This is a genomic window from Halomarina pelagica, assembly GCF_024228315.1.
Taxonomy (GTDB): Archaea; Halobacteriota; Halobacteria; order Halobacteriales; family Haloarculaceae; genus Halomarina; species Halomarina pelagica.
In genome coordinates, this window is record NZ_CP100454.1 from 1,244,704 (window position 1) to 1,262,994 (window position 18,291).

An 18,291-nucleotide genomic window follows, 5' to 3' on the forward strand; every position below is an offset into this window, starting at 1 on the left:
ATGGGCCACTGTCCGCGCGCTCGCCGATTGGGTCGCCGGACTCACGCCCGTCGCGACGGGCGTGAGTCAGAGACCGACGAAGACGAGACGACCGGCGAGGCGCTGAGACCGTCTCGCCCCGAGCGGTCGAGAGAGAAGCGTACCGTCGCCGTGGTACGCCCGGTAGGGGGACGGGTTCCATGGTCCGCCACCGGGCATCCGTCCCTCTAGAGTGTCAGATGATAAACTCTACGGAGGGTCAAACCGGCGTTTGACCAACGGACTCGGCCGGCGTTCCGCTGGCCAGCGGTCGTCGACGGCAACCGGCCGGAGGAGCGCCTGTTCGTCGATTCGGTCCGAGAGAAGGTTGATCGTGTGCGTGCGGTGCTCGCCCGGTTCGACGGTTCGGAGAAGCGTCGCCCCGGTTTCCCCGCGAGGTCGACGCTCGCCTCTCTGCCTACTGGCCCTTGAGCCAGCCGCCGATGTTGCGTCGGGCGTCGTCGAGGAACAGCCGGATGTGTTCAGTTCGGTTCACAATCGTTACTCGGATCCGAGTAAATTTATATCTGGCGGTGAGGGCGAAGCCGGGGCGGTTCGAGCGACCGCGTCCGCGCGCTTCGCTCGAAGGACGGCGGCCGGAAAACCGATCGCACCGTGCAGGCGCTCGCTTCCGTCGGACATCGACGCATTCAACTGTGGTGCTGGCAGTCGTCGCCGTGGAGGCGTCCGGGCGTGCCAGTTCGTCCACGCCACGGCCAGCACCCCGGCCTCGCTTCCACGCGCTTACGCGTCCCGCTCCGCCGCCTCCGCCGCGATCAGTCGTCCACGCCGAGCGCGGCCGTCGTCCCCCCGCGCAGCCGCGGCAGGTAGACGACCAGTCCGACGGCGAGGAGACACACGACGACCGAGGCGGCGAAGACGGCCGTCAGTCCCTCCGTCATCGCGGCCGCGAGGCCGTCCGGCGGGCTGCCGGAGGCGAGCAGGAGTCGCTGGAGGTCGCCGACGTTCGACACCCGGGGGAGCGACGCGAACCGCTCCCGGAGGACGACGTTGAGCGCGACCCCGAGGACGGCGACGCCGACCGTCCCGCCGAGGTTGCGGAAGAACTGCTGGGAGGAGGTCGCGAGACCCATGCGTTCGGTTCCGAGGTGGTTCTGGATGGCCGTCAACAGCGGCGGCGTGAGCGCCCCCATGCCGACCCCCATCACGAACACGTTCGCGACGATGACCGAGAGCGGCGTCCCGACGGTCCACAGCGTCGCCGCGCCGAAGCCGAGGGTCATGAGTACCGTACCGGTCGCGATGAGCGCGCGCTCGCCGAACCGGTTGACGAGGCGGCCCGAGACGAAGCTCGTCCCGGACCACCCGATGGAGATCGGGAAGACGGCGAGGGCGGCCGCGCCCGCCCCGCCGCGCAGCGCCTGCACGAACAGCGGGACGTAGGTGATCGCGCCGAAGATGACGAAGCTCGAGAGGAAGCCGACGGCGTTGGTCACCACGAACACGCGGTCGTCGAACAGCGAGAGCGGGAGGATCGGCACGCGCGCCGACCGCTCGACGCGGACGAACGCGACCAGGGCGGCGACGCCGACGACCGCCAGCGCGCCCGCCGCCGCCGTCCCCACCGTCTCGAAGAGCTGGAGCGCGAGGAGGAGCGCGCCGACGCCGACCGAGAGGGCGAGCGCGCCCGCGTAATCGACGTGCGGGTCTGCCGCGCCGGTCGTCTCCTCCAGCGACCGGGCGATGAGCGCCACCGCGCCGATCCCGACGGGAACGCTGAGGTAGAACACCCAGCGCCAGCCGAGCGTCGTCACGATCAGGTAGCCGAGCAGCGGGCCGACGACGCTCGATATGCCCCAGACCGCGCTCCCGTAGCCGATGGCCCTGCCGCGCTGTTCGGGCGGGTGGATGACCCCGAGGATGGTGTAGGGGATGGCGAACATCGCGCCCGCGCCGACGCCCTGCACCGCGCGGAAGGCGATGAGCTGAGGCATGGTTCGGGAGAGCCCCGCGAGCGCGCTCCCGAGGACGAAGACGGCGACGCCGACGTAGAACAGCCGCTTCCGGCCGTAGATGTCGGACAGCCGGCCGAACAGCGGCATCGAGATGGCGGCGAACAGCATGTACGCCGCGAAGACCCACGAGTAGAGGCGCAGGCCGCCCAGGTCGGCGACGACGGTGGGCATCACGGTGCTCACGACGGTGCCGTCGATACCCGCGAGGAAGATGCCCAGCATGACGCCGAGCGTCACGAGGCGGCGATCAGACGTCGGAGCGTCCATGCCGGGGCGACGGCCTCCGGGGGTAAAACTCCGACCGACGACCGCCGCTCGGACGTGTTCGCGAACCGAAAGTACTTGCCACGAACCGCCCACGTCGCGCCATGACCGCGCGACCGTCCCCCCGTCGGGCGATGCTCCTCACGATCGCCGCGACGGGCGCGCTCACGCCGCTGGCCTCCGGTACCGCCGCCGCACAGCCGCTGCCCCCCGGCATCCCGCCGATCGACGCCGCGCTCGCGGTCTACGGGACGGTGCTGGGGATGGTCGTCGGCCTCGCCGTCCAGCTCGTCGTCGGCGGACTGCTCGTCTCGGCGGCCGAGCGGTACACCCTGGCGGTGACAGACGAGATGCGACGCGAACCGGTGGCGGGCGCGCTCGTGGGTATCGCGCTCTTCGTCGGCTTCGTCGCCGTCTCCGTCCTCCTCGCCGTCACCGTCGTCGGTATCGTGGTCCTGCTCCCGCTCGCGATCGCGTTCGCCGTCGTCAGCCTCGTCGGTCTCGTCCTCGCGAGCGTCCTCGTCGGGCGGCTCCTGCTGGAACGCGGCGGCGAGCCGCGACTGATGGCGAGCCTCGTCGTCGGGAGCGTCCTCGTCGCGGCCGCGGGCGCGATCCCCGTGCTCGGCGGCGCGATCGACTTCCTCCTCGGGTCGCTCGGCACCGGAACCGTCGTCGCCCGCTGGTGGCGGCGGAGAGGGGGTCGGCGACGAGGACGACGTTGACCCACGTTCTGACCGCCGAGCGACCCGACAGGCGTTCTCGCCGGAAGCGACTCCCATCCCGGAGCAGACCCGCGGACGGCGCGTTCGAGCGCGTTCGCCCCTGGCACGACGACTACTCGCGCCCCTAGCGACCGGGGACGAGGTCCGCCCAGACGAGCCGGTGGTCCGAGGCCGCCTCCGCGTCGGCACCGAGTCCGCGGCGTGACGACGACCTCGCCGGCCAGACGACCCCCGTCCCCCGGCGGTCGAGGTCGGGCGAGGGGAGCACGTAGTCGATGGTGATGGTCGAGTCGAACGTCGCACGCGGGTTCCCCCGACGCGCGCCGCCGGGGCTGGTCGGCAGGGGTCGCGCGTCGAAGTCGGGGGTATCGAGGAGGAACTTCGTGGCGGCGTCGAAGTTGTCCGCCTGACCGGGGTAGGCGTTCATGTCGCCCAGGAGCGCGTAGGAGGCGTCCGGGTCGAGCCCGCCGCTGACGCCGTCGTCGTCGTAGAGGTAGTCGGCCCCGGCGACGTAGTCGGCGAACAGGCGCACCTCGTCGTGACAGCGCCGGCCGTTGAAGTTCTCCGGCCCATCGAATCCCGACGGCGTGGGGTGGGCGAGCAGCGCGTGGACGGTGCGGTCGCCCACCTCGATTGGCACGTCGACGTGCGTCTTCGAGGACAGCCGGAACCGCTCGGCCTCCTCCTCGGTCAGGTAGACGTCGTAGTCGTCGTCCCGGACGATCAGGTTCCCGGGCATGTCCTCCCAGACGAACGTCCGGAACGACCGCACGGCCGCCTCGTCGAGCGGGTACCGACTGACGAGCGCCAGCGCGTACTGGCCGGGGTACTCGCCGTATCCGAAGGCGTCGTTGCCGTACGTCCGATCGCCCGGCGTGTCGTCGACGACACCGTTGTTATCGAGGTCCATCCCGCTGTGGACGCCCGTGTTGCTCTTCGGGACGTAGACGTGCTCGTAGTCGATCCCCCGGAGGAAGTCGCGCTGCGGAACCGAGAGGTAGTTCTCGACGAACGCGCGGGCGTTCGTGCGGTCGGTGCGGACGCCCTCCTGCCGGTTGTTGACGACCTCGTTGAGCGCCAGCACGTCCGGCCGAGCCTCCTGGATCACCCGCGCGGCCGCCTCCGCCTGCGGGTCGCCGGGCGTCTGGACCTGCTCGGTCGTGAGGTCCCTGATGTTGTACGTCGCGAATCGAACGGGATCGGGCGTCGCGCTCGCCGCCCCCGTGACCGACGCGAGCGACGCGCCGGCCGTGGCCAGGAATCCCCGTCGCGTGAATCGGATAGACATTCGATCGGAGATTTCACTCGTCCGTATTAAGAATTATCACATATCGTGAAGTATGCGAAAATATATCGATAGGGGGACAGGCGACGGGGAATCACCGTCGAATCAGCGCGCGCCGCGGGATTCCGAAGCCGCTTCGGTCCGGGGGTGCGAGGCGGTGGTATGAGCCACGTAGACCTCGACCGCGCGTTCCCCGAACTCGCCGCCATCGAGGACGCCGACCTCCGAGCGGGCGTCCGCGAGGCGTGGACGATCGCCATCGACGACAACGGGATCGACGACCTCGCGGCGGTCCCCTGGTTCCCGCCCGCCCAGCGGCGGCTCGACCTCCCCGACGCGACGCTCGTCGAGCACGTCCGCGACGTGACCGCCGCCGCCGTCGCGCTGGCCGAGACGCTGGTCGAGCGCGGACACGACCCCTCGATCGACCTGGTGCTCGCGGGGGCGCTGGTCCACGACGTGTCGAAGCTGTACGAGTTCGACGGCATGGACGAGACCGCCGTCGGTCGGCTGCTCGGCCACCCCCACTACGGCGCGGCGGTGGTCGACCGCGCCGGCCTGCCGGTCGAGGTGGCGCACGTCGTCCTCTCGCACACCCGCCGGACGGCGGTCGAGCCGGCGACGCTCGAAGCCGAGACCGTCCGCCGGGCCGACGAGGTGGCGGCGAGCGCGCTCCGCCTCCGCGCGGTGGACGACCTCCGGGACGCCTGACCGCGCGAAAGGCCGAAGGAGCCGGGGGCCCTCCGTCGACGTATGAACGAAATGACAGTACTGGTCGCCGGGGCGAGCGGCCGGACCGGCCGCGACGTGCTCGACGTGCTCCTCGACGCGGGGATCCGCGTCCGGGCGCTCACCAGTTCGCCGGGGAAGGTCGAGACGCTTGAACTCCAAGGCGCGGACGAGGTCGTCGTCGGGGACCTCCTCAGCATCTCGGCCGCCCGCGAGGCGGTCGAGGGCGCAGACGCCGTGATCTGTGCGGTCGGCTCGACGCCGGGGGCGAACCTCCTCCGCGGCCCGCTCGTCGACCGCGAGGGGGTCGTCAACCTCGTCGACGCCGCCGCGGACGAGGGCGTCGATCGGTTCGTTCTCGTCTCCTCCATCGGGGTCGGCGACTCGAAGGAGGGCATGCCGAAGCCGTTCCGTGCGCTGCTCGACCTCTTCGGCATCCTCGACGCGAAGGAGGCGGGCGAGGAGCACCTCCGCCGGTCGGGGCTCGACTACACGATCGTCCGCCCCGGCGGCCTGACGAACGACCCCGCCACCGGCGACGTGCTCGTCGGGGAGGGCGGGGACACCGTCTCGGGGTCGATCCCGCGCGCCGACGTGGCGCGCCTGCTCGTCGCGGCGCTGTTCACCCCCGAGAGCGAGAACCGCACGTTCGAGGTGGTGAGCCGGGAGGGCCGCCGTGGGAGCGCGACGGGCGTCGTGGACGTCGACTGGCGGCACCCCGAACCGGTCGTCGAGCGGTAGCGCCCGGCGTCGGTCCGAGGGCGGTAGCGGCGCGCGGTCCCCGGCGAGTGCCGACGAGCGCCGACGCCGGTCGGTATCGACCGGCGACGAACGCTTATGTTGGGTGCCACCACAGCACGGTCATGGTCGCCGAATCGTTCGTACTGGCCGCGGCGCAGGTCGAACCCGAGTACCACGACAAGGAGGGCACCCTCGACAAGACGTGTCGCTGGATCGAGCGGGCGGGCGACGCGGGCGCGGACCTCGTCGTCTTCCCCGAGACGTACTTCCCGGGGTACCCCTACTGGCGCGGCAGCGTCTCGATCCCGCGGTGGACGGAGCTGATGGTCGAACTCCAGAAGAACAGCCTCCACGTGGAGGACGAGGCGACGGCGGTCCTCGGCGACGCGGTCGCCGAGGCGGACCTGTACGTCGCCCTCGGGACCAACGAGCTGAGCGACCGCCCCGGCAGCGAGACGCTCTACAACTCCATCTTTTACTTCGATCGAACCGGAGAGTTGCTCGGCCGCCACCGCAAGCTCATGCCGACCCACCAGGAGCGGGCCATCTGGGGCCGCGGCGACCCGGCGCACCTCCGCACCTACGAGACCGACCTCGGTCGCCTCGGCGGCCTGGTGTGCTACGAGAACCACATGACGCTGTCGAAGGCGGCGCTGACGGCCCACGGCGAGGAGATCCACGCCGCCGTCTGGCCGGGCTTCTGGGAGCAACACGGCCACCCCGGGGACAAGAGCCGCGCGGCGGACGCCGGCGCGCGCGACACCTGCGACGTCTACCCCGCGATGCGCGAGTACGCCTTCGAGACGCAGTCGTTCGTCGCCGCCTGCTCCGCGTACGTGAGCGACGACGTGGCCGGCGAGTACGCCGACGAGCTGGGGTTCAACGTCGCCGCGGGCGGGAGCATGCTCGTCAACCCGGCCGGGATCGTGAAGGCCGGCCCCGCGGTGGGCGAGGAGGCGCTGCTGACCGCCGAGTTCTCCCGCGACGAGCGCCGCGCCACGAAGGCGTACTTCGACGCGATGGGCCACTACACCCGCTGGGACGCGGTGCGCCTCGACGTGAGCGACGGGGCGCTCTCGCCGGTGCGCGAGCGACCGGAGGCGCGTCGACCGTCGCTGTCGCCCGCCCGCGCCGAGGAACTCGCCGCGGAGTACGGGGTGCCGGTCGAGGCCGTCGAGGCGGTGGCCGAAGAGCTAGCTCCCTGAAGCTCCCTGAAGACTCGTTGGAGGGGAGAACGGGGAGAGAGCGATGGGAACGTAGACGAACGGGACGGTTCGGCGCTCAGTCCGCCGCGACCTGCGTCCGTGATCCCGTCATCGCCAGCACGTCGTCGAAGAAGCCGAGGGTGTCGTGCGGGCCGGGGTTGGCCTCGGGGTGGTACTGGCGCGTGATGACGCGCAGGTCGTCGCTCTCCAGGCCCTCGGGGGTGTCGTCGTTGACGTTCACCTGCGTCACGTCGAGCGGGCCGGGGTCGGCGACGGTGTAGCCGTGGTTCTGCGTCGTCATCACCACCCGCCCGGTGCGCAGGTCGCGCACGGGCTGGTTGACGCCGCGGTGGCCGAAGGCCATCTTCTCCGTCTCTCCGCCGAGCGCGTCCGCGATGACCTGCTGGCCGAGGCAGATGCCGGCCATCGGGATTTCGCCGGCGAGGTCCCGGACGAGGTCCTGGGTCGCCCCGAAGTTCGCCGGGTCGCCGGGACCGTTCGAGATGAACAGCACGTCGGGCGCGAGCGCCTCGACTTCCTCGGACGTCGCGTCGTAGGGCAGGCGGTGGACCGTCGCGCCGCGCTCGACGAGCGAGGAGACGATCGATCCCTTCGCCCCGCAGTCGATCAGGGCGACGTCCGGGCCGGAGCCGTCGGGGTTGTACGTCGTCGGCTCGCGGACCGTGACCTGCTCGCCGATCTCGGTGTGTTCGCTCATTCCCTTGCACCGCGAGAGCTGGTCGAGCGCGTCCTCCGGGGTGACGTCCTCGCCCGCGACGATGCCGCACTTCATCGCCCCCTCCTCGCGGATGCGGGTGACGAGGTCGCGCGTGTCGAGGCTGTCCACGGCGGGGACGCCCTCGCGTTCGAGCCACGCGGCGACGTCGTCGGTCAGTTCGCGCGCGACGACGGCGCGGGGGTGGACGCGGTCGGATTCGAACCGCTCGGATCGGACGCCGTAGTTACCGATCAGGGGATACGAGAACGTGAGGACCTGCTCCTCGTAGGAGGGGTCGGTGAGGCTCTCCTCGTAGCCCGTGTAGGCGGTCGTGAACACCAGTTCTCCACGCGTCTGACCGGGAGCGCGAGCGCGCGCTTCGACCACGCGCCCGCCCTCCAGTGCCACGTAGGCGTCCATCGTTACGAAGAACATAGAAACAGACCCCTATAATCGTTGTGTTCGAAGCAGCGTTACGAAATTCGTAATCGTCAAGTACGAGAGGTGTGTACCGACGCACCTCGATGGACAACCTCGACCGGGACATCCTCGACATCCTCCGACGCGACGCGCGGACGCCCTACACGGAGATCGCCGCCGAGGTGGGGACGAGCGAGGGCACGGTCAGGAACCGCGTCGATCGCCTCGTCAAGGACGGCGTCATCGAACGGTTCACCGTCGCCACGCGCACCGGGAACGTGAAGGCGATGATCGAGGTCGGCGTCGACGTGAGCGTCGACACGAGCGAGGTCTCCGAGCGGATGGCCGAGTGGCACGACGTCGACTTCGTCTGGCAGGTCTCCGGCGAGGAGGACCTCGTGCTCATCGTCGACGCGGCCGACACCCGGGGCATCAACGACCTGATCACCCGCGCGCGCGAGCAGGACGAGGTCGTGAGCACGAAGACGCGCCTGATCCTCGACGAGCGGCTCGGGTAGCCACCGGGAGACGGACCCCCGACGCGCGTCGTACGTCCGGCGGTCGGACGGGGACAGCCCACAGTATATCTCCGCCGGCGGCCAACGCTTCGGTGAGATGGCTCGGGCGACGGGGAGTGGCGGGCGAGGAGACGAGGGGGATCGCGTCCTCGTCCTCAATCCGAAGAGCGGCGGCGGACGCGGCACCGACGCGATCGGGGCGTTGGCCGCAGATCGCGGGTTCGCCGTCCGCGAGGCCGAGGGCGCGGCGGTGGTCGAGGCCGCGCGGGGGGCCGCCGAGTCCGGGGCGTCGCTCGTCGTCGCATGCGGGGGCGACGGAACGGCGAGCGGCGTCGTGAACGGCATCGCCGACGCCGACGCGTTCGACGACGTCGCCTTCGGCGTCGTCCCGAGCGGGACGGGGAACAACTTCGCGGGGAACGTCGGCGTCGGGAGCGTCGAGCAGGCGTTCGACGTGCTCGAGACGGGCGAGGAGCGCCGCATCGACGTCGGGCGCGTCGTCCTCACCGACGCCGACGGAACGACCGACGAGCGACTGTTTCTCAACTCCTGCGTCGCGGGGCTGACCGCCGACGCGAGCGAGCGAACCTCGGCGGAGTTGAAGCGACGCTACGGGGCGTTCGCCTACCTCGCCACCACGCTCGGTGCGGTGCCGACCTACGAGTCCCTCCCCCTGCGAGTCGAGGGGCCGGCGGACGACGATCCGTGGCGCGGGGACGCGCTCTGCGTCTTCCTCGGGAACGCTCGCGGATTCCCCCGCGGCGGGAGCGTCCGGCTGACGCAGGCGAACGTCGAGGACGGTCTCCTGGAGGTCGCGCTCGTGAGCGACGCGTCCGCGCTCGAACTCGCCGGGGACGAACTGATCCGGCGACTGTTCCGGGGGGAGACGGTCAACATCGAGCTACGGTCGCTCCCGTCCGTGACCGTGACGACGGAGGGCGAGCCGATCCGCTTCAGCCTCGACGGCGAGATGGTCAGCGCAGAGCGCCTCGACGCGGGGACGCTCCCGCGGACGCTTCGCGCCCGCGTCGGGGCGAGCTACGTGCCGGACCCGCCCGCGTGAGACGGGCGACCCGCCGCCGAGACGGCGGCGGGAGTCGGGAGATCGGGCGGCCCGTCGATCAGTCGTCGTCCTCGCCGGGCGGGCGTCCGACGCCGGGAGTCGGGGCCTCGTCGAGCCACGCCGGCGTCTGGAGGTGGCGCTTCTGCTCGTGGACGCGCCGGTAGAACCGCCGGACGAGGCGGTCGGTGAGGTGGGTGCCGACGCGGGGTTCGACCCGCCCCTCGCGGATGGCGGCGACGACGTTCTCCGGGGTGAGTTCCTCGGCGTCGACGCGCGTGTACGCGCGTCCCACCTCGACGGGGTAGTGGGCGTCGCTGCCGCCGACCAGCGGGAGGCCGTGGTCGTCCGCGAGCTGGCGCACCCAGCGCTCGGTCCGGGGGTGTTTGCCGTTGACCTCGATGGCGTCGAACGGGGCATCGACCTCGCGGACGGTGCTGTTGCGGTAGGGGTGAGCGATGATCGCCGCACAGTCGCGGTCGTGGGCGAGCGCGACCGTCTCCTCGGGGGTGAGGCGCTCCGGGCGGGTGAACCGCGGCGGATCCGGGCCGACCACGAGGACGTGTCCGCGGGTCGTCGTCACCTCGATGCCGGGGACGCGGACCACGGGATCGGTGGAGAGCGGTTCGTAGTAGTCGTGGTTGGTGAGCGCGACGCCGTCGAGATCACGCAACTGGGCGACGACGCCGAGCGCCCGCGAGCCGACGGGGTCGAAGGGCGTAGAGCGGGCGGTAAACCCGTGGAAGAACCGGGTGTGCGTGTGGAGATCCAGCGCGAACACGACCGGCGCTACGAGCGCGTACCTCTTTGTGGTTCCGCCGAGAACGCCGTCCCATGACAAACGACGGGCGCGCGCCGGGGGGCAGATCCGACGGGCGCGTCCTGATCCTCAACCCCGTCAGCGGGGACGGCGAGCACGCGCCGCGCGTTCGCGAGCTGGCCGCGGACCACGGGTTCGCCGTTCGCGAGACGGAGCGCTCGGGCGACGGCATCGAGCTGGCGCGGGAGGCCGCGAGGGAGGGGGCCGACCTCGTCGCCGCCTGCGGGGGCGACGGGACGCTGAACGAGGTCGTCCGGGGGCTGTGGAACGCGGACGCGCTCCCGGGGACCGCGTTCGCCGTCGTCCCGGGCGGGACGGGGAACAACTTCGCGGGGAACGTCGGGATCGAGGGGATCGAACACGCGTTCGAGGTCGTCGAGTCGGGCGACTGGCGCACCGTCGACCTCGGCCTCGTCGCCGTCGACGGGGGCGAGCCGCTCCCGTTTCTCAACTCCTGCGTCGGCGGGCTGACGGCGAACGCGAGCGCGAGCACCTCGTCGGAGCAGAAGGAGCGCTTCGGCGTCCTCGCGTACGTCCTCAACACGCTCCGCGAGATCGCCTCGTTCGAGGGGATCGCGCTCGACGTCACGCCGGTCGAGGGGGGCGAGGGGTGGCACGGGGACGCCCTCTGCGTGCTCATCGGGAACGGGCGTCGGTTCCCCGGCGGGGGCGACGAGCAGGCGAACATGGAGGACGGCCGGCTCGACGTGACGATCGTCGAGGACTACCCGACGGTGGACCTCGCGAGCGAGGCCGCCGTCCATCGGCTGTTCGGACGCGAGACGCGGAACATCGCGCGGCTACAGACGACCGAACTCGACGTGACCGTCCACGAGGGCGACCCGGTCACCTTCAGCCTCGACGGGGAACTCGCCTCCGTGCGCCACCTGCACGTCGAGTCCCGGCCGGGGACGCTCCGCCTCCCCGTCGGCGACGCCTACGATCCGGCCCCCGGCTGACGCCGGCCGCGCGACTCGAAGAGTCCTTAAGACGCCTCACCGAGAGGCAGGTATGAGCGTGGACGACGCACGTACGCAGGAGCGGTCGGAGGGAGCCGCCGACCACGAGCACCAGAACGCCCGACAGGACGTCGTCGCGGTGGACGCGGACGACAACGAGCAGGGGGTCGTAAACCGCCTCGACGCCCACACCGGCGACGGCATCCGCCACCGCGCGTTCACCGCCCTCGTGTTCGACGACGAGGGGCGCATCCTGCTCGCCCAGCGCGCCGCCGACAAGCGCCTCTGGGACACCCACTGGGACGGGACCGTCGCGTCCCACCCAGAGCAGGGACAGAGCCAGGAGGAGGCCACTCGCCAGCGGCTCGAGGAGGAACTCGGGATCACGCCCGACCAGTACGACGACCTCCGCGTGACGGACAAGTTCGAGTACAAGCGCTACTACCTCAACGAGGGCGTCGAGCACGAGGTCTGTGCGGTGCTGAAGCTCACCCTCGACGACATCTCGCTCGACCCCGACCCCGCCGAGGTCGGCGGACTGCTCTGGGCCGACTACCGCCACCTCTACGAGCACCCCAAGCTCTACCGGCAGCTTCGCCTCTGCCCGTGGTTCGAGATCGCCATCCGTCGCGACTTCGAGTGACCCGCCGTCGCCGAGGTGCGCATCGGACGACACTCACGGGGCCGTGAGATACCATCGCGAGTGAGATAACCTCAAACGCGCAGCAGTCGTACGGAAAGACATGACGACGGAGTTGTACGACCGCCTCGACGGGCAGGTGGCGCTCGTCACCGGGGCGACGCGCGGTATCGGGGAGGCGGTCGCGGCGGCGCTCGCCGACCTCGGAGCGACCGTCTACGCGGGTGCCCGGAGCACGCGCGACGTGGACGACCCGGACGCGATCCCGGTGCGCCTCGACGTGACCAACGAGACGACCGTCGAGAAGGCGGTCGACCGGATCGACCGCACGGAGGGTCGCCTCGACGTCCTCGTCAACAACGCGGGCATCGAGGGGCCGAAGCCGCCGCTCCACCGCGTCGGCACCGACAGCATCGACGCCACACTCGACACGAACCTCCGGGGACCGATCCTCGTGACGAAGGCCGCCCTCCCGCTCCTGCTCGAACGCGAGGGCGGCCGCGTCGTCAACGTCTCCTCCGGGATGGGCGCGCTCGGCGAGGGGATGAGCGGCGGGTACGGACCGTACCGCATCTCGAAGGCGGGCCTGAACGCCCTCACCGTCTACCTCCACGGCGAGTACGGCGAGGAGGGCCTCATCGCCAACTCGGTCTGCCCGGGGTGGGTGCGGACCGACCTCGGCGGGCCGGACGCCACCCGAAGCGTCGAAGAGGGGGCGGACACGATCGTCTGGCTCGCCCGCTTCGAACCCGGGAGCGAGTCTGGACGGTTCTGGCGGGATCGGGAGGCGATCGAGTGGTGAGGAGAGACCGCGAGCGAGTGTGACGAGCGAGCGGTTTTGTCGTGCAGGGGTTTGGCGGGGTTCGACGAGACGCGAGCGGAGGGAGCGTCGAGGAGGACCCCGCGAAAGCGGTGCAGGTGGCGGGTCTGGCGGGATCGGGAGGCGATCGAGTGGTGAGGAGGAACCGCGAGCGAGTGTGACGAGCGAGGGAACGCGCTGACGTACCGCTACAGCAGCGTTCGCTGTCCCGCTTCGAGGTGGAGAAGGCGGCGTTTCAACAGCGCGCTCCGCGTCCCGCCCGCCGAGAACCCGCCGAGGGAATCCGCCCCGACCACCCGGTGACAGGGCACGACGATCGGGACCGGATTCCGCCCGCAGGCCGCGCCGACCTCGACGGGGGTCGCGCCGAGGTCGGCGGCCAGTTCGCCGTAGGTCCGCGTCTCGCCGTACGGGATCCGCTCCATCGCCGCCATCGCGTCGCCCGCGAGGCCGGCCGGGTAGGAGAGCGCCACGTCGAACGATCGACGTTCGCCCCGCTCGTACTCCCGAACCTGCTCGCGGACCGTCGCCGCCGATCCGTCCAGAATCGTCTCGTCGACGTCGACCGACATACCGAATATCTCTACGTTCATTCGTACTCGCGCTCGCTACCGTCGAGAGGGAGGGGACCGCGATATACTCCCGCCGCGGGCCGAAAGTGATCGTCGCCCGATCCCCGGGCGACGCCGCGGAACCGTACACACGCTCGTTCGGCCCGAACCCCGGGGCGGCTGACCTCTCGTGTGGGGAACGACGTCGAACGCCGGGGGGGGGCAGACCCCCGGAACCGAGCCGTCGCTTCGCCTCTGTCACTCCCGCGCTATCGTTCCTCGTCGGTCCCCCGCAAGTGCGCGATCTCGACCGTCCAGTCGGGCGTCTCGCGGTTCGCCGTCCGGACGCTCCACCCGCCCTCGACCTCGACGCCGTTCGCGTACGCCTCGTCGAGGAGCCGTCCGAGGAGAGCTTTCAGCTCCTCGATCGACTCGACGCGCGCATCGGGACCGTCGGCAGACGCAGTCATACGTGGTGTATCGACTATTGTTCGATCGGGATCGTGAGCGTGGACTCGATCCACGCCGCGGGGTTCTTCGGATCCGTGATCACGCCGATCAGGACGCCCCCGGTCGTGAATTCGGTGTACTCCTCCCGCACTCGGTTCCGCTCCGGACGATGTCTCGTTGCCATCTCGAATCACTCGTGTCGCCGTACCCGTCGCTCACCGAGCGACCCACACGGTATCGGTAGTAACGTCGGGCGATCACGGACGACCGCCGACCCCGTCGACCGGTCGTCCGGTTCGACGCGGCGGCGACGGCGGCCCGCTTCGGACCCTCGTTCTACGGTCGTAGGTAGTAGTCCGGGGGGGCTGAAGCTACGGGTTCAGCAGTTGCGCCTTTATATACCACTCCTCGTCGTCCGGTCGCGACGGGCGACCCGGCGATCGGTTCGTGGGGAACGAGGCCGCCCGACGGGGGAGGCGAGGGGGAGCGGACGATCGGACGACAGTCGGCGACGATCGTGCGGGCGACGATCGTGCGAGCGACGATCGTGCGAGCGACGATCGTGCGAGCGACGATCGGACGGCGACCGGGCGACGGTCAGACGACGGTGTGCTCGAGCAGGTTCGCCGTGCCCCGGCGGAGGCGTCGCCCGGTCGCGGCCGGCGAGATCCCGAGCTGTGCGCCGAGTTCCTCGAGCGAGGTCGCGCGGGGCTCGTCGAAGTAGCCCGCCCGGAACGCGAGTTCGAGCGCCTCACGCTGTGCCGCCGTCAGCCCGAACCGGGTACCCGGCGTCGCCTCGTTCTCGTGGTAGAGCTGTCGGACCGTGATCGAGACGTCCCGTGACTCACAGAACCTGCGGAACGCCGTGAACGGCCGCAGATCCGCCATCTGTAGCTTGAGGACCCATCCGCCGTCGTCGCTGTGGGCGTCGAGGATCTGGATCCCGAGTTCCGCGAGCGTGGGCGTGACGACCACCGCCCGGTCGGTGAGGTGAACGCGATAGACGCGCTGGCGGTCGAGATCGGCGATGAGCCGCGGGGTCGAAACGGTCGGGTCGCGTTCGAGGGCGGCGTCGAACCCGTCGAGGTCGTCGGGACTGTTGCCTTCGACGGAGAAGAACAGCACCAGCGCGTGTCGTACGCCGACGGGCTGGAACTCGCGGCTGATTCGCGCGGCCGGAACGCTCCTGATCGCGGGACTCAGTACGAGTGAGGGGTGTTCGAGGTGGATCTCTGCGATGGGCATGAGGGTTCGGAGGGGGAGACCGAACCGATCACGCGCGCGACCGTTCGTCGCTCGTCCTCGCAGGTGGCCCGTCCAGTCGTCGTTCGAAACGCGTTCGCCGACACCGTCTTCGAGGGCGCTCGGGGGGTGCGCATGTTAGTACGAGTATACCTACGTCCGGCCCGCGAGTAAGGGTGTCGGAGGAGAGCACCGCTTCACCGTCGAGCGGTTCGCTCTCCCCGGAATCCGGTCTGCCTCCGAAATCGAGCGTCTCCATCGCGTCCCCGATCACCGCCCGTCGCACGGCTCACCGAGCAGTTTCGCCTCTATCTTGCGCAAGTGTTCGTGGAGCGTCGAGGTCGTGATCCCGAGTTCGGCCGCCAGCTCGCCCGCCGAGGCTCGCCTCGGCCAGGCGTAGTACCCCCGGTCGCGGGCGAGTCGGAACACCTCGCGCTGTCGCCGCGAGAGCCGATCCAGGGGAAGGCCGCCCGTCCCGCCCGTCCCGCCCGTTCGATCCGCCCGCGTCACCCCCGTGACGGTGATCTCCGCGTCCCGCTCCTCGCGGATCTCCTCGAGCAGTCGTCGCACCGTCTCCCGATCGCGATCGGTCAGCACCGTCCAGCGCTCGATCCCCCCGCGCACGTCCACCGGTTCGGCGTAGACGAACCCGCGCGAGGTGAACGACGGACTGATCTGGGTCGTCCCGTCGTGCGCGACCAGGAGGTCCCTGGTCGCGTTTCCGGGCGTCGCGACGGATTCGAGACGGTAGCCGTGGGTCATCTCCGCGACGCCGTAGACGTGCGGCGACGCCCGGATCGCGTCGAGCGCCTCGTCGACGGTCGCCCGCTCGTCCGCGTAGACGGTGAAGAACGTGCTCGTTCGCCCGTCCTCCGCGGCGTGGATGCCGTAACCGAGCACGCCCACGTCGACCCGTTCGCTCGTCCGGATGACCCAGCAGTCGGGGTGCCACACCTCCATGGTGAGACGGAGCGCGTTCCCCTCGGCGCGGGACTCCATACCCTCCCTCGGCGGCTGTCGCGCGTGAACGTATCGCTCACGGCAAGCGGTTGACCTGTCGCCCATCGCGCTTCGTCCGTCGTCGATCGCGATCGCACCGCGTGACGCGACCGCCTGTCATAACAGGTCGTCGGGTTACGTCGGTCCGGGACCGAGGGGGAGGTAGCGACCGGGGCGGCGCGATCGATCGCGCTGGTGCGCTCGTCCCGCCGCCGCGACCCCAACCAGAGATCCATGCCGACGACAACCCACGACCGTCGATCGCCCGCCGAGTACGCGCTCTCGGGGAGCGCCGCCTGTTCGCACCCCCCGTCCGCCCGGACCTACCTCGGGCACAACGGGGCGCTCGCGTTCCACCGGTGCGATCGGTGCGAGGCGGTCGTCCTCGTCGACGCTCGATCCGGGTAGGGGCGTCGGGGTCCCGGACCAGCAGGCGCTCGCTCTGGCGTTACTCGACGGACCGATCCTCACGCAAACGGCCACTGTGAGACAGACACGGCCGAGTACTTCTACTACCGATCAGCCAACGATCTATCGAGATCGAACATACGGTACGTCGGGAGTCGTAGTCGTGAGTGAATCGTATGAACTACTCGCGTACGCTCGACCTATTGCCTACACGCGGGTTCTGAAGCGGTCGACGTCGTCGAAGTGGCCGGGAATCGAACTGCTCGACTCCACTGTGGTTCACGTTCCGAACTCACCCCGGGAGCCGACCTGTCGATCCCCGGGAACCAACCACTATCACGTCGGCGCGAGTGGAGTACTCCATGGACCGCGTGAATCCGGCCACCGGGGAGAAGCTGGAGCCGATAGAGGAACACACCGCAGAGGAGGTGGACGAGGCGCTCGCCGGGTCCGCGGAGGCGTACGCGGAGTGGAGCGAGCGGTCGATGGAGGACCGCCAGAGTCTCCTGAGCGACGCGGCGGACGTGCTCCGGGAGAACGTAGACGAGTACGCGGAGATCATGACCCGCGAGATGGGCAAACCAATCGCGGGCGCGCGCTCGGAGGTCGAGAAGTGCGCGTGGGTGTGCGACCACTACGCGGAGAAGGCGGGCGAATACCTCGCCGACGAGCGCATCGGGACGGAACCGCACGCGGAGGCGTTCGTCTCCTACGAGCCGCTGGGTCCCGTCCTCGCGATCATGCCGTGGAACTTCCCCTTCTGGCAGGTGTTCCGCTTCGCCGCGCCGACGCTCACGGCGGGGAACACGGGGCTGCTCAAGCACGCCTCGAACGTCCCCGAGTGCGCGCTGGCGATCGAGGACGTGTTCCGGGAGGCGGGCTACCCCGAGGGCGTCTTCCGGAGCCTCCTCGTCGGCTCTGACCTCGTGAACGACGTCATCGAGGACGAGCGCGTCAGGGCGGTGACGCTCACCGGAAGCGAGCGGGCCGGGCGCGCCGTCGGGAAGGCCGCGGGCGAGCAGTTGAAGCCCTCGGTGCTCGAACTCGGCGGGAGCGACCCGTTCGTCGTCCTCGGGGACGCCGACGTGGAGGTCGCGGCGGCGGTCGGCGCGCGGGCGCGGACGATCAACTCCGGGCAGTCGTGCATCGCCGCCAAGCGGTTCATCGTCGTCGACGAGGTGTACGAGGCGTTCCTCGACGCCTTCGTCCGCGAGATGGAGGCGCTGACGGTCGGCGACCCGACGGACGAGGACACCGACGTCGGCCCGCAGGCGCGCGAGGACCTCGTGGGGGACCTCCACGAGCAGGTGGAGGCGACGCTCTCCGAGGGGGCGACCCTCCAGACGGGCGGTGAACCCCTCGACCGCGAGGGCTTTTTCTACCCGCCGACGGTCGTCACCGACGTGCCCCGCGACGCGACGATGAGCTGCGAGGAGGTGTTCGGCCCGGCCGCGGCGGTCTACGGCGTCGAGGGCGAGGAGGAGGCGATCGACCTCGCGAACGACTCGCACTACGGGCTCGGCGGGTCGGTCTGGACGGAGGACCTCGACCGCGGGAAGCGCGTCGCGCGCGAGATCGAGTCCGGGTGCGTCTTCGTCAACGAACTCACGAAGTCCGACCCGCGCATCCCCTTCGGCGGCGTCAAGGACTCCGGGTACGGCCGGGAACTCTCGGATAAGGGGATCAAGGCGTTCGTCAACGCCAAGACGGTGTGGGTCCAGTCCGCAGCCGATCAGGACGTCTAGG

At 70.4% G+C, this 18,291-nt stretch carries 20 protein-coding genes; 11 read left to right on the forward strand and 9 right to left on the reverse strand.

What is annotated here, in order from left to right:
• Positions 1 to 794: 794 nt before the first annotated feature.
• Positions 795 to 2,261 carry an MDR family MFS transporter gene (locus NKI68_RS06545; RefSeq protein WP_254545905.1) on the reverse strand — a complete coding sequence of 489 codons (1,467 nt, stop codon included), beginning with the start codon at positions 2,259 to 2,261 and terminating at the stop codon, positions 795 to 797.
• Positions 2,262 to 2,362: 101 nt separating this feature from the next.
• Here NKI68_RS06545 and NKI68_RS06550 point away from each other — a divergent pair, with 101 nt between their 5' ends.
• Complete coding sequence (locus NKI68_RS06550; protein ID WP_254545906.1) at positions 2,363 to 2,980, forward strand: DUF8173 domain-containing protein; 618 nt, start codon at positions 2,363 to 2,365, stop codon at positions 2,978 to 2,980.
• Between the two features lie 124 nt (positions 2,981 to 3,104).
• Here the strand turns inward: NKI68_RS06550 and NKI68_RS06555 are convergent, their stop codons facing one another.
• On the reverse strand, positions 3,105 to 4,268 hold the full coding sequence (locus NKI68_RS06555) for an endonuclease/exonuclease/phosphatase family protein (protein WP_254545907.1): 1,164 nt from the start codon (positions 4,266 to 4,268) through the stop codon (positions 3,105 to 3,107).
• Between the two features lie 159 nt (positions 4,269 to 4,427).
• Between NKI68_RS06555 and NKI68_RS06560 the strand changes: the two genes are divergently transcribed.
• The 3 genes from NKI68_RS06560 to NKI68_RS06570 all read left to right on the forward strand — a co-directional run bounded on the left by NKI68_RS06560 (position 4,428) and on the right by NKI68_RS06570 (position 6,940).
• Positions 4,428 to 4,976, forward strand: a complete 549-nt coding sequence (locus tag NKI68_RS06560) for an HD domain-containing protein (protein ID WP_254545908.1) — start codon at positions 4,428 to 4,430, stop codon at positions 4,974 to 4,976.
• A gap of 42 nt (positions 4,977 to 5,018) precedes the next feature.
• Positions 5,019 to 5,735 carry an SDR family oxidoreductase gene (locus NKI68_RS06565; protein WP_254545909.1) on the forward strand — a complete coding sequence of 239 codons (717 nt, stop codon included), beginning with the start codon at positions 5,019 to 5,021 and terminating at the stop codon, positions 5,733 to 5,735.
• A 122-nt stretch (positions 5,736 to 5,857) separates the two neighbouring features.
• Positions 5,858 to 6,940: a carbon-nitrogen hydrolase family protein gene (locus NKI68_RS06570; protein WP_254545910.1), complete on the forward strand. Its 1,083-nt coding sequence runs from the start codon at positions 5,858 to 5,860 to the stop codon at positions 6,938 to 6,940.
• Positions 6,941 to 7,016: 76 nt separating this feature from the next.
• Here the strand turns inward: NKI68_RS06570 and carA are convergent, their stop codons facing one another.
• The gene (gene carA / locus NKI68_RS06575; protein ID WP_254545911.1) at positions 7,017 to 8,093 is read right to left on the reverse strand and encodes a glutamine-hydrolyzing carbamoyl-phosphate synthase small subunit; all 1,077 of its coding nucleotides are present in this window, start codon (positions 8,091 to 8,093) and stop codon (positions 7,017 to 7,019) included.
• An 89-nt stretch (positions 8,094 to 8,182) separates the two neighbouring features.
• Between carA and NKI68_RS06580 the strand changes: the two genes are divergently transcribed.
• Positions 8,183 to 8,596 carry an Lrp/AsnC family transcriptional regulator gene (locus tag NKI68_RS06580; RefSeq protein WP_254546493.1) on the forward strand — a complete coding sequence of 138 codons (414 nt, stop codon included), beginning with the start codon at positions 8,183 to 8,185 and terminating at the stop codon, positions 8,594 to 8,596.
• Between the two features lie 97 nt (positions 8,597 to 8,693).
• On the forward strand, positions 8,694 to 9,659 hold the full coding sequence (locus NKI68_RS06585; protein WP_254545912.1) for a diacylglycerol/lipid kinase family protein: 966 nt from the start codon (positions 8,694 to 8,696) through the stop codon (positions 9,657 to 9,659).
• Positions 9,660 to 9,717: 58 nt separating this feature from the next.
• Here the strand turns inward: NKI68_RS06585 and NKI68_RS06590 are convergent, their stop codons facing one another.
• Positions 9,718 to 10,437: a PHP-associated domain-containing protein gene (locus NKI68_RS06590; protein WP_254545913.1), complete on the reverse strand. Its 720-nt coding sequence runs from the start codon at positions 10,435 to 10,437 to the stop codon at positions 9,718 to 9,720.
• A 53-nt stretch (positions 10,438 to 10,490) separates the two neighbouring features.
• On the opposite strand from NKI68_RS06590, the gene NKI68_RS06595 reads away from it, so the two are divergent.
• The 3 genes from NKI68_RS06595 to NKI68_RS06605 all read left to right on the forward strand — a co-directional run bounded on the left by NKI68_RS06595 (position 10,491) and on the right by NKI68_RS06605 (position 12,877).
• The gene (locus NKI68_RS06595; protein WP_254545914.1) at positions 10,491 to 11,435 is read left to right on the forward strand and encodes a diacylglycerol/lipid kinase family protein; all 945 of its coding nucleotides are present in this window, start codon (positions 10,491 to 10,493) and stop codon (positions 11,433 to 11,435) included.
• Positions 11,436 to 11,487: 52 nt separating this feature from the next.
• Positions 11,488 to 12,078 (forward strand): NUDIX hydrolase, encoded by a 591-nt coding sequence (locus NKI68_RS06600; RefSeq protein WP_254545915.1) that lies wholly within the window; start codon positions 11,488 to 11,490, stop codon positions 12,076 to 12,078.
• Positions 12,079 to 12,178: 100 nt separating this feature from the next.
• The gene (locus NKI68_RS06605; protein WP_254545916.1) at positions 12,179 to 12,877 is read left to right on the forward strand and encodes an SDR family NAD(P)-dependent oxidoreductase; all 699 of its coding nucleotides are present in this window, start codon (positions 12,179 to 12,181) and stop codon (positions 12,875 to 12,877) included.
• A gap of 206 nt (positions 12,878 to 13,083) precedes the next feature.
• Here the strand turns inward: NKI68_RS06605 and NKI68_RS06610 are convergent, their stop codons facing one another.
• The 5 genes from NKI68_RS06610 to NKI68_RS06630 form a co-directional block, all read right to left on the reverse strand.
• Positions 13,084 to 13,488: a methylated-DNA--[protein]-cysteine S-methyltransferase gene (locus NKI68_RS06610; RefSeq protein ID WP_368410933.1), complete on the reverse strand. Its 405-nt coding sequence runs from the start codon at positions 13,486 to 13,488 to the stop codon at positions 13,084 to 13,086.
• Positions 13,489 to 13,715: 227 nt separating this feature from the next.
• Positions 13,716 to 13,916 (reverse strand): hypothetical protein, encoded by a 201-nt coding sequence (locus NKI68_RS06615; RefSeq protein ID WP_254545918.1) that lies wholly within the window; start codon positions 13,914 to 13,916, stop codon positions 13,716 to 13,718.
• Between the two features lie 14 nt (positions 13,917 to 13,930).
• On the reverse strand, positions 13,931 to 14,080 hold the full coding sequence (locus NKI68_RS06620; protein ID WP_254545919.1) for a hypothetical protein: 150 nt from the start codon (positions 14,078 to 14,080) through the stop codon (positions 13,931 to 13,933).
• A gap of 413 nt (positions 14,081 to 14,493) precedes the next feature.
• Positions 14,494 to 15,141: a helix-turn-helix domain-containing protein gene (locus NKI68_RS06625; protein ID WP_254545920.1), complete on the reverse strand. Its 648-nt coding sequence runs from the start codon at positions 15,139 to 15,141 to the stop codon at positions 14,494 to 14,496.
• A 267-nt stretch (positions 15,142 to 15,408) separates the two neighbouring features.
• On the reverse strand, positions 15,409 to 16,137 hold the full coding sequence (locus NKI68_RS06630) for a helix-turn-helix domain-containing protein (RefSeq protein ID WP_254545921.1): 729 nt from the start codon (positions 16,135 to 16,137) through the stop codon (positions 15,409 to 15,411).
• Between the two features lie 234 nt (positions 16,138 to 16,371).
• Here NKI68_RS06630 and NKI68_RS06635 point away from each other — a divergent pair, with 234 nt between their 5' ends.
• Positions 16,372 to 16,545 carry a hypothetical protein gene (locus NKI68_RS06635; protein ID WP_254545922.1) on the forward strand — a complete coding sequence of 58 codons (174 nt, stop codon included), beginning with the start codon at positions 16,372 to 16,374 and terminating at the stop codon, positions 16,543 to 16,545.
• A gap of 362 nt (positions 16,546 to 16,907) precedes the next feature.
• Positions 16,908 to 18,290 (forward strand): NAD-dependent succinate-semialdehyde dehydrogenase, encoded by a 1,383-nt coding sequence (locus NKI68_RS06640; protein ID WP_254545923.1) that lies wholly within the window; start codon positions 16,908 to 16,910, stop codon positions 18,288 to 18,290.
• Position 18,291 lies beyond the last annotated feature (1 nt).

What these genes read in the sequence shown, in the direction of transcription:
- NKI68_RS06580 (WP_254546493.1), top strand. Translation starts at nt 8,183, where the DNA reads ATGGACAACCTCGACCGGGACATCCTCGACATCCTCCGACGCGACGCG.
- NKI68_RS06595 (WP_254545914.1), top strand. Translation starts at nt 10,491, where the DNA reads ATGACAAACGACGGGCGCGCGCCGGGGGGCAGATCCGACGGGCGCGTC.
- NKI68_RS06545 (WP_254545905.1), bottom strand. Translation starts at nt 2,261, where the DNA reads ATGGACGCTCCGACGTCTGATCGCCGCCTCGTGACGCTCGGCGTCATG.
- NKI68_RS06555 (WP_254545907.1), bottom strand. Translation starts at nt 4,268, where the DNA reads ATGTCTATCCGATTCACGCGACGGGGATTCCTGGCCACGGCCGGCGCG.
- NKI68_RS06615 (WP_254545918.1), bottom strand. Translation starts at nt 13,916, where the DNA reads ATGACTGCGTCTGCCGACGGTCCCGATGCGCGCGTCGAGTCGATCGAG.
- NKI68_RS06635 (WP_254545922.1), top strand. Translation starts at nt 16,372, where the DNA reads ATGCCGACGACAACCCACGACCGTCGATCGCCCGCCGAGTACGCGCTC.
- carA (WP_254545911.1), bottom strand. Translation starts at nt 8,093, where the DNA reads ATGTTCTTCGTAACGATGGACGCCTACGTGGCACTGGAGGGCGGGCGC.
- NKI68_RS06600 (WP_254545915.1), top strand. Translation starts at nt 11,488, where the DNA reads ATGAGCGTGGACGACGCACGTACGCAGGAGCGGTCGGAGGGAGCCGCC.
- NKI68_RS06570 (WP_254545910.1), top strand. Translation starts at nt 5,858, where the DNA reads ATGGTCGCCGAATCGTTCGTACTGGCCGCGGCGCAGGTCGAACCCGAG.
- NKI68_RS06585 (WP_254545912.1), top strand. Translation starts at nt 8,694, where the DNA reads ATGGCTCGGGCGACGGGGAGTGGCGGGCGAGGAGACGAGGGGGATCGC.
- NKI68_RS06640 (WP_254545923.1), top strand. Translation starts at nt 16,908, where the DNA reads ATGGACCGCGTGAATCCGGCCACCGGGGAGAAGCTGGAGCCGATAGAG.
- NKI68_RS06560 (WP_254545908.1), top strand. Translation starts at nt 4,428, where the DNA reads ATGAGCCACGTAGACCTCGACCGCGCGTTCCCCGAACTCGCCGCCATC.
- NKI68_RS06565 (WP_254545909.1), top strand. Translation starts at nt 5,019, where the DNA reads ATGAACGAAATGACAGTACTGGTCGCCGGGGCGAGCGGCCGGACCGGC.
- NKI68_RS06605 (WP_254545916.1), top strand. Translation starts at nt 12,179, where the DNA reads ATGACGACGGAGTTGTACGACCGCCTCGACGGGCAGGTGGCGCTCGTC.
- NKI68_RS06625 (WP_254545920.1), bottom strand. Translation starts at nt 15,141, where the DNA reads ATGCCCATCGCAGAGATCCACCTCGAACACCCCTCACTCGTACTGAGT.
- NKI68_RS06550 (WP_254545906.1), top strand. Translation starts at nt 2,363, where the DNA reads ATGACCGCGCGACCGTCCCCCCGTCGGGCGATGCTCCTCACGATCGCC.
- NKI68_RS06630 (WP_254545921.1), bottom strand. Translation starts at nt 16,137, where the DNA reads ATGGAGTCCCGCGCCGAGGGGAACGCGCTCCGTCTCACCATGGAGGTG.
- NKI68_RS06620 (WP_254545919.1), bottom strand. Translation starts at nt 14,080, where the DNA reads ATGGCAACGAGACATCGTCCGGAGCGGAACCGAGTGCGGGAGGAGTAC.
- NKI68_RS06610 (WP_368410933.1), bottom strand. Translation starts at nt 13,488, where the DNA reads ATGAACGTAGAGATATTCGGTATGTCGGTCGACGTCGACGAGACGATT.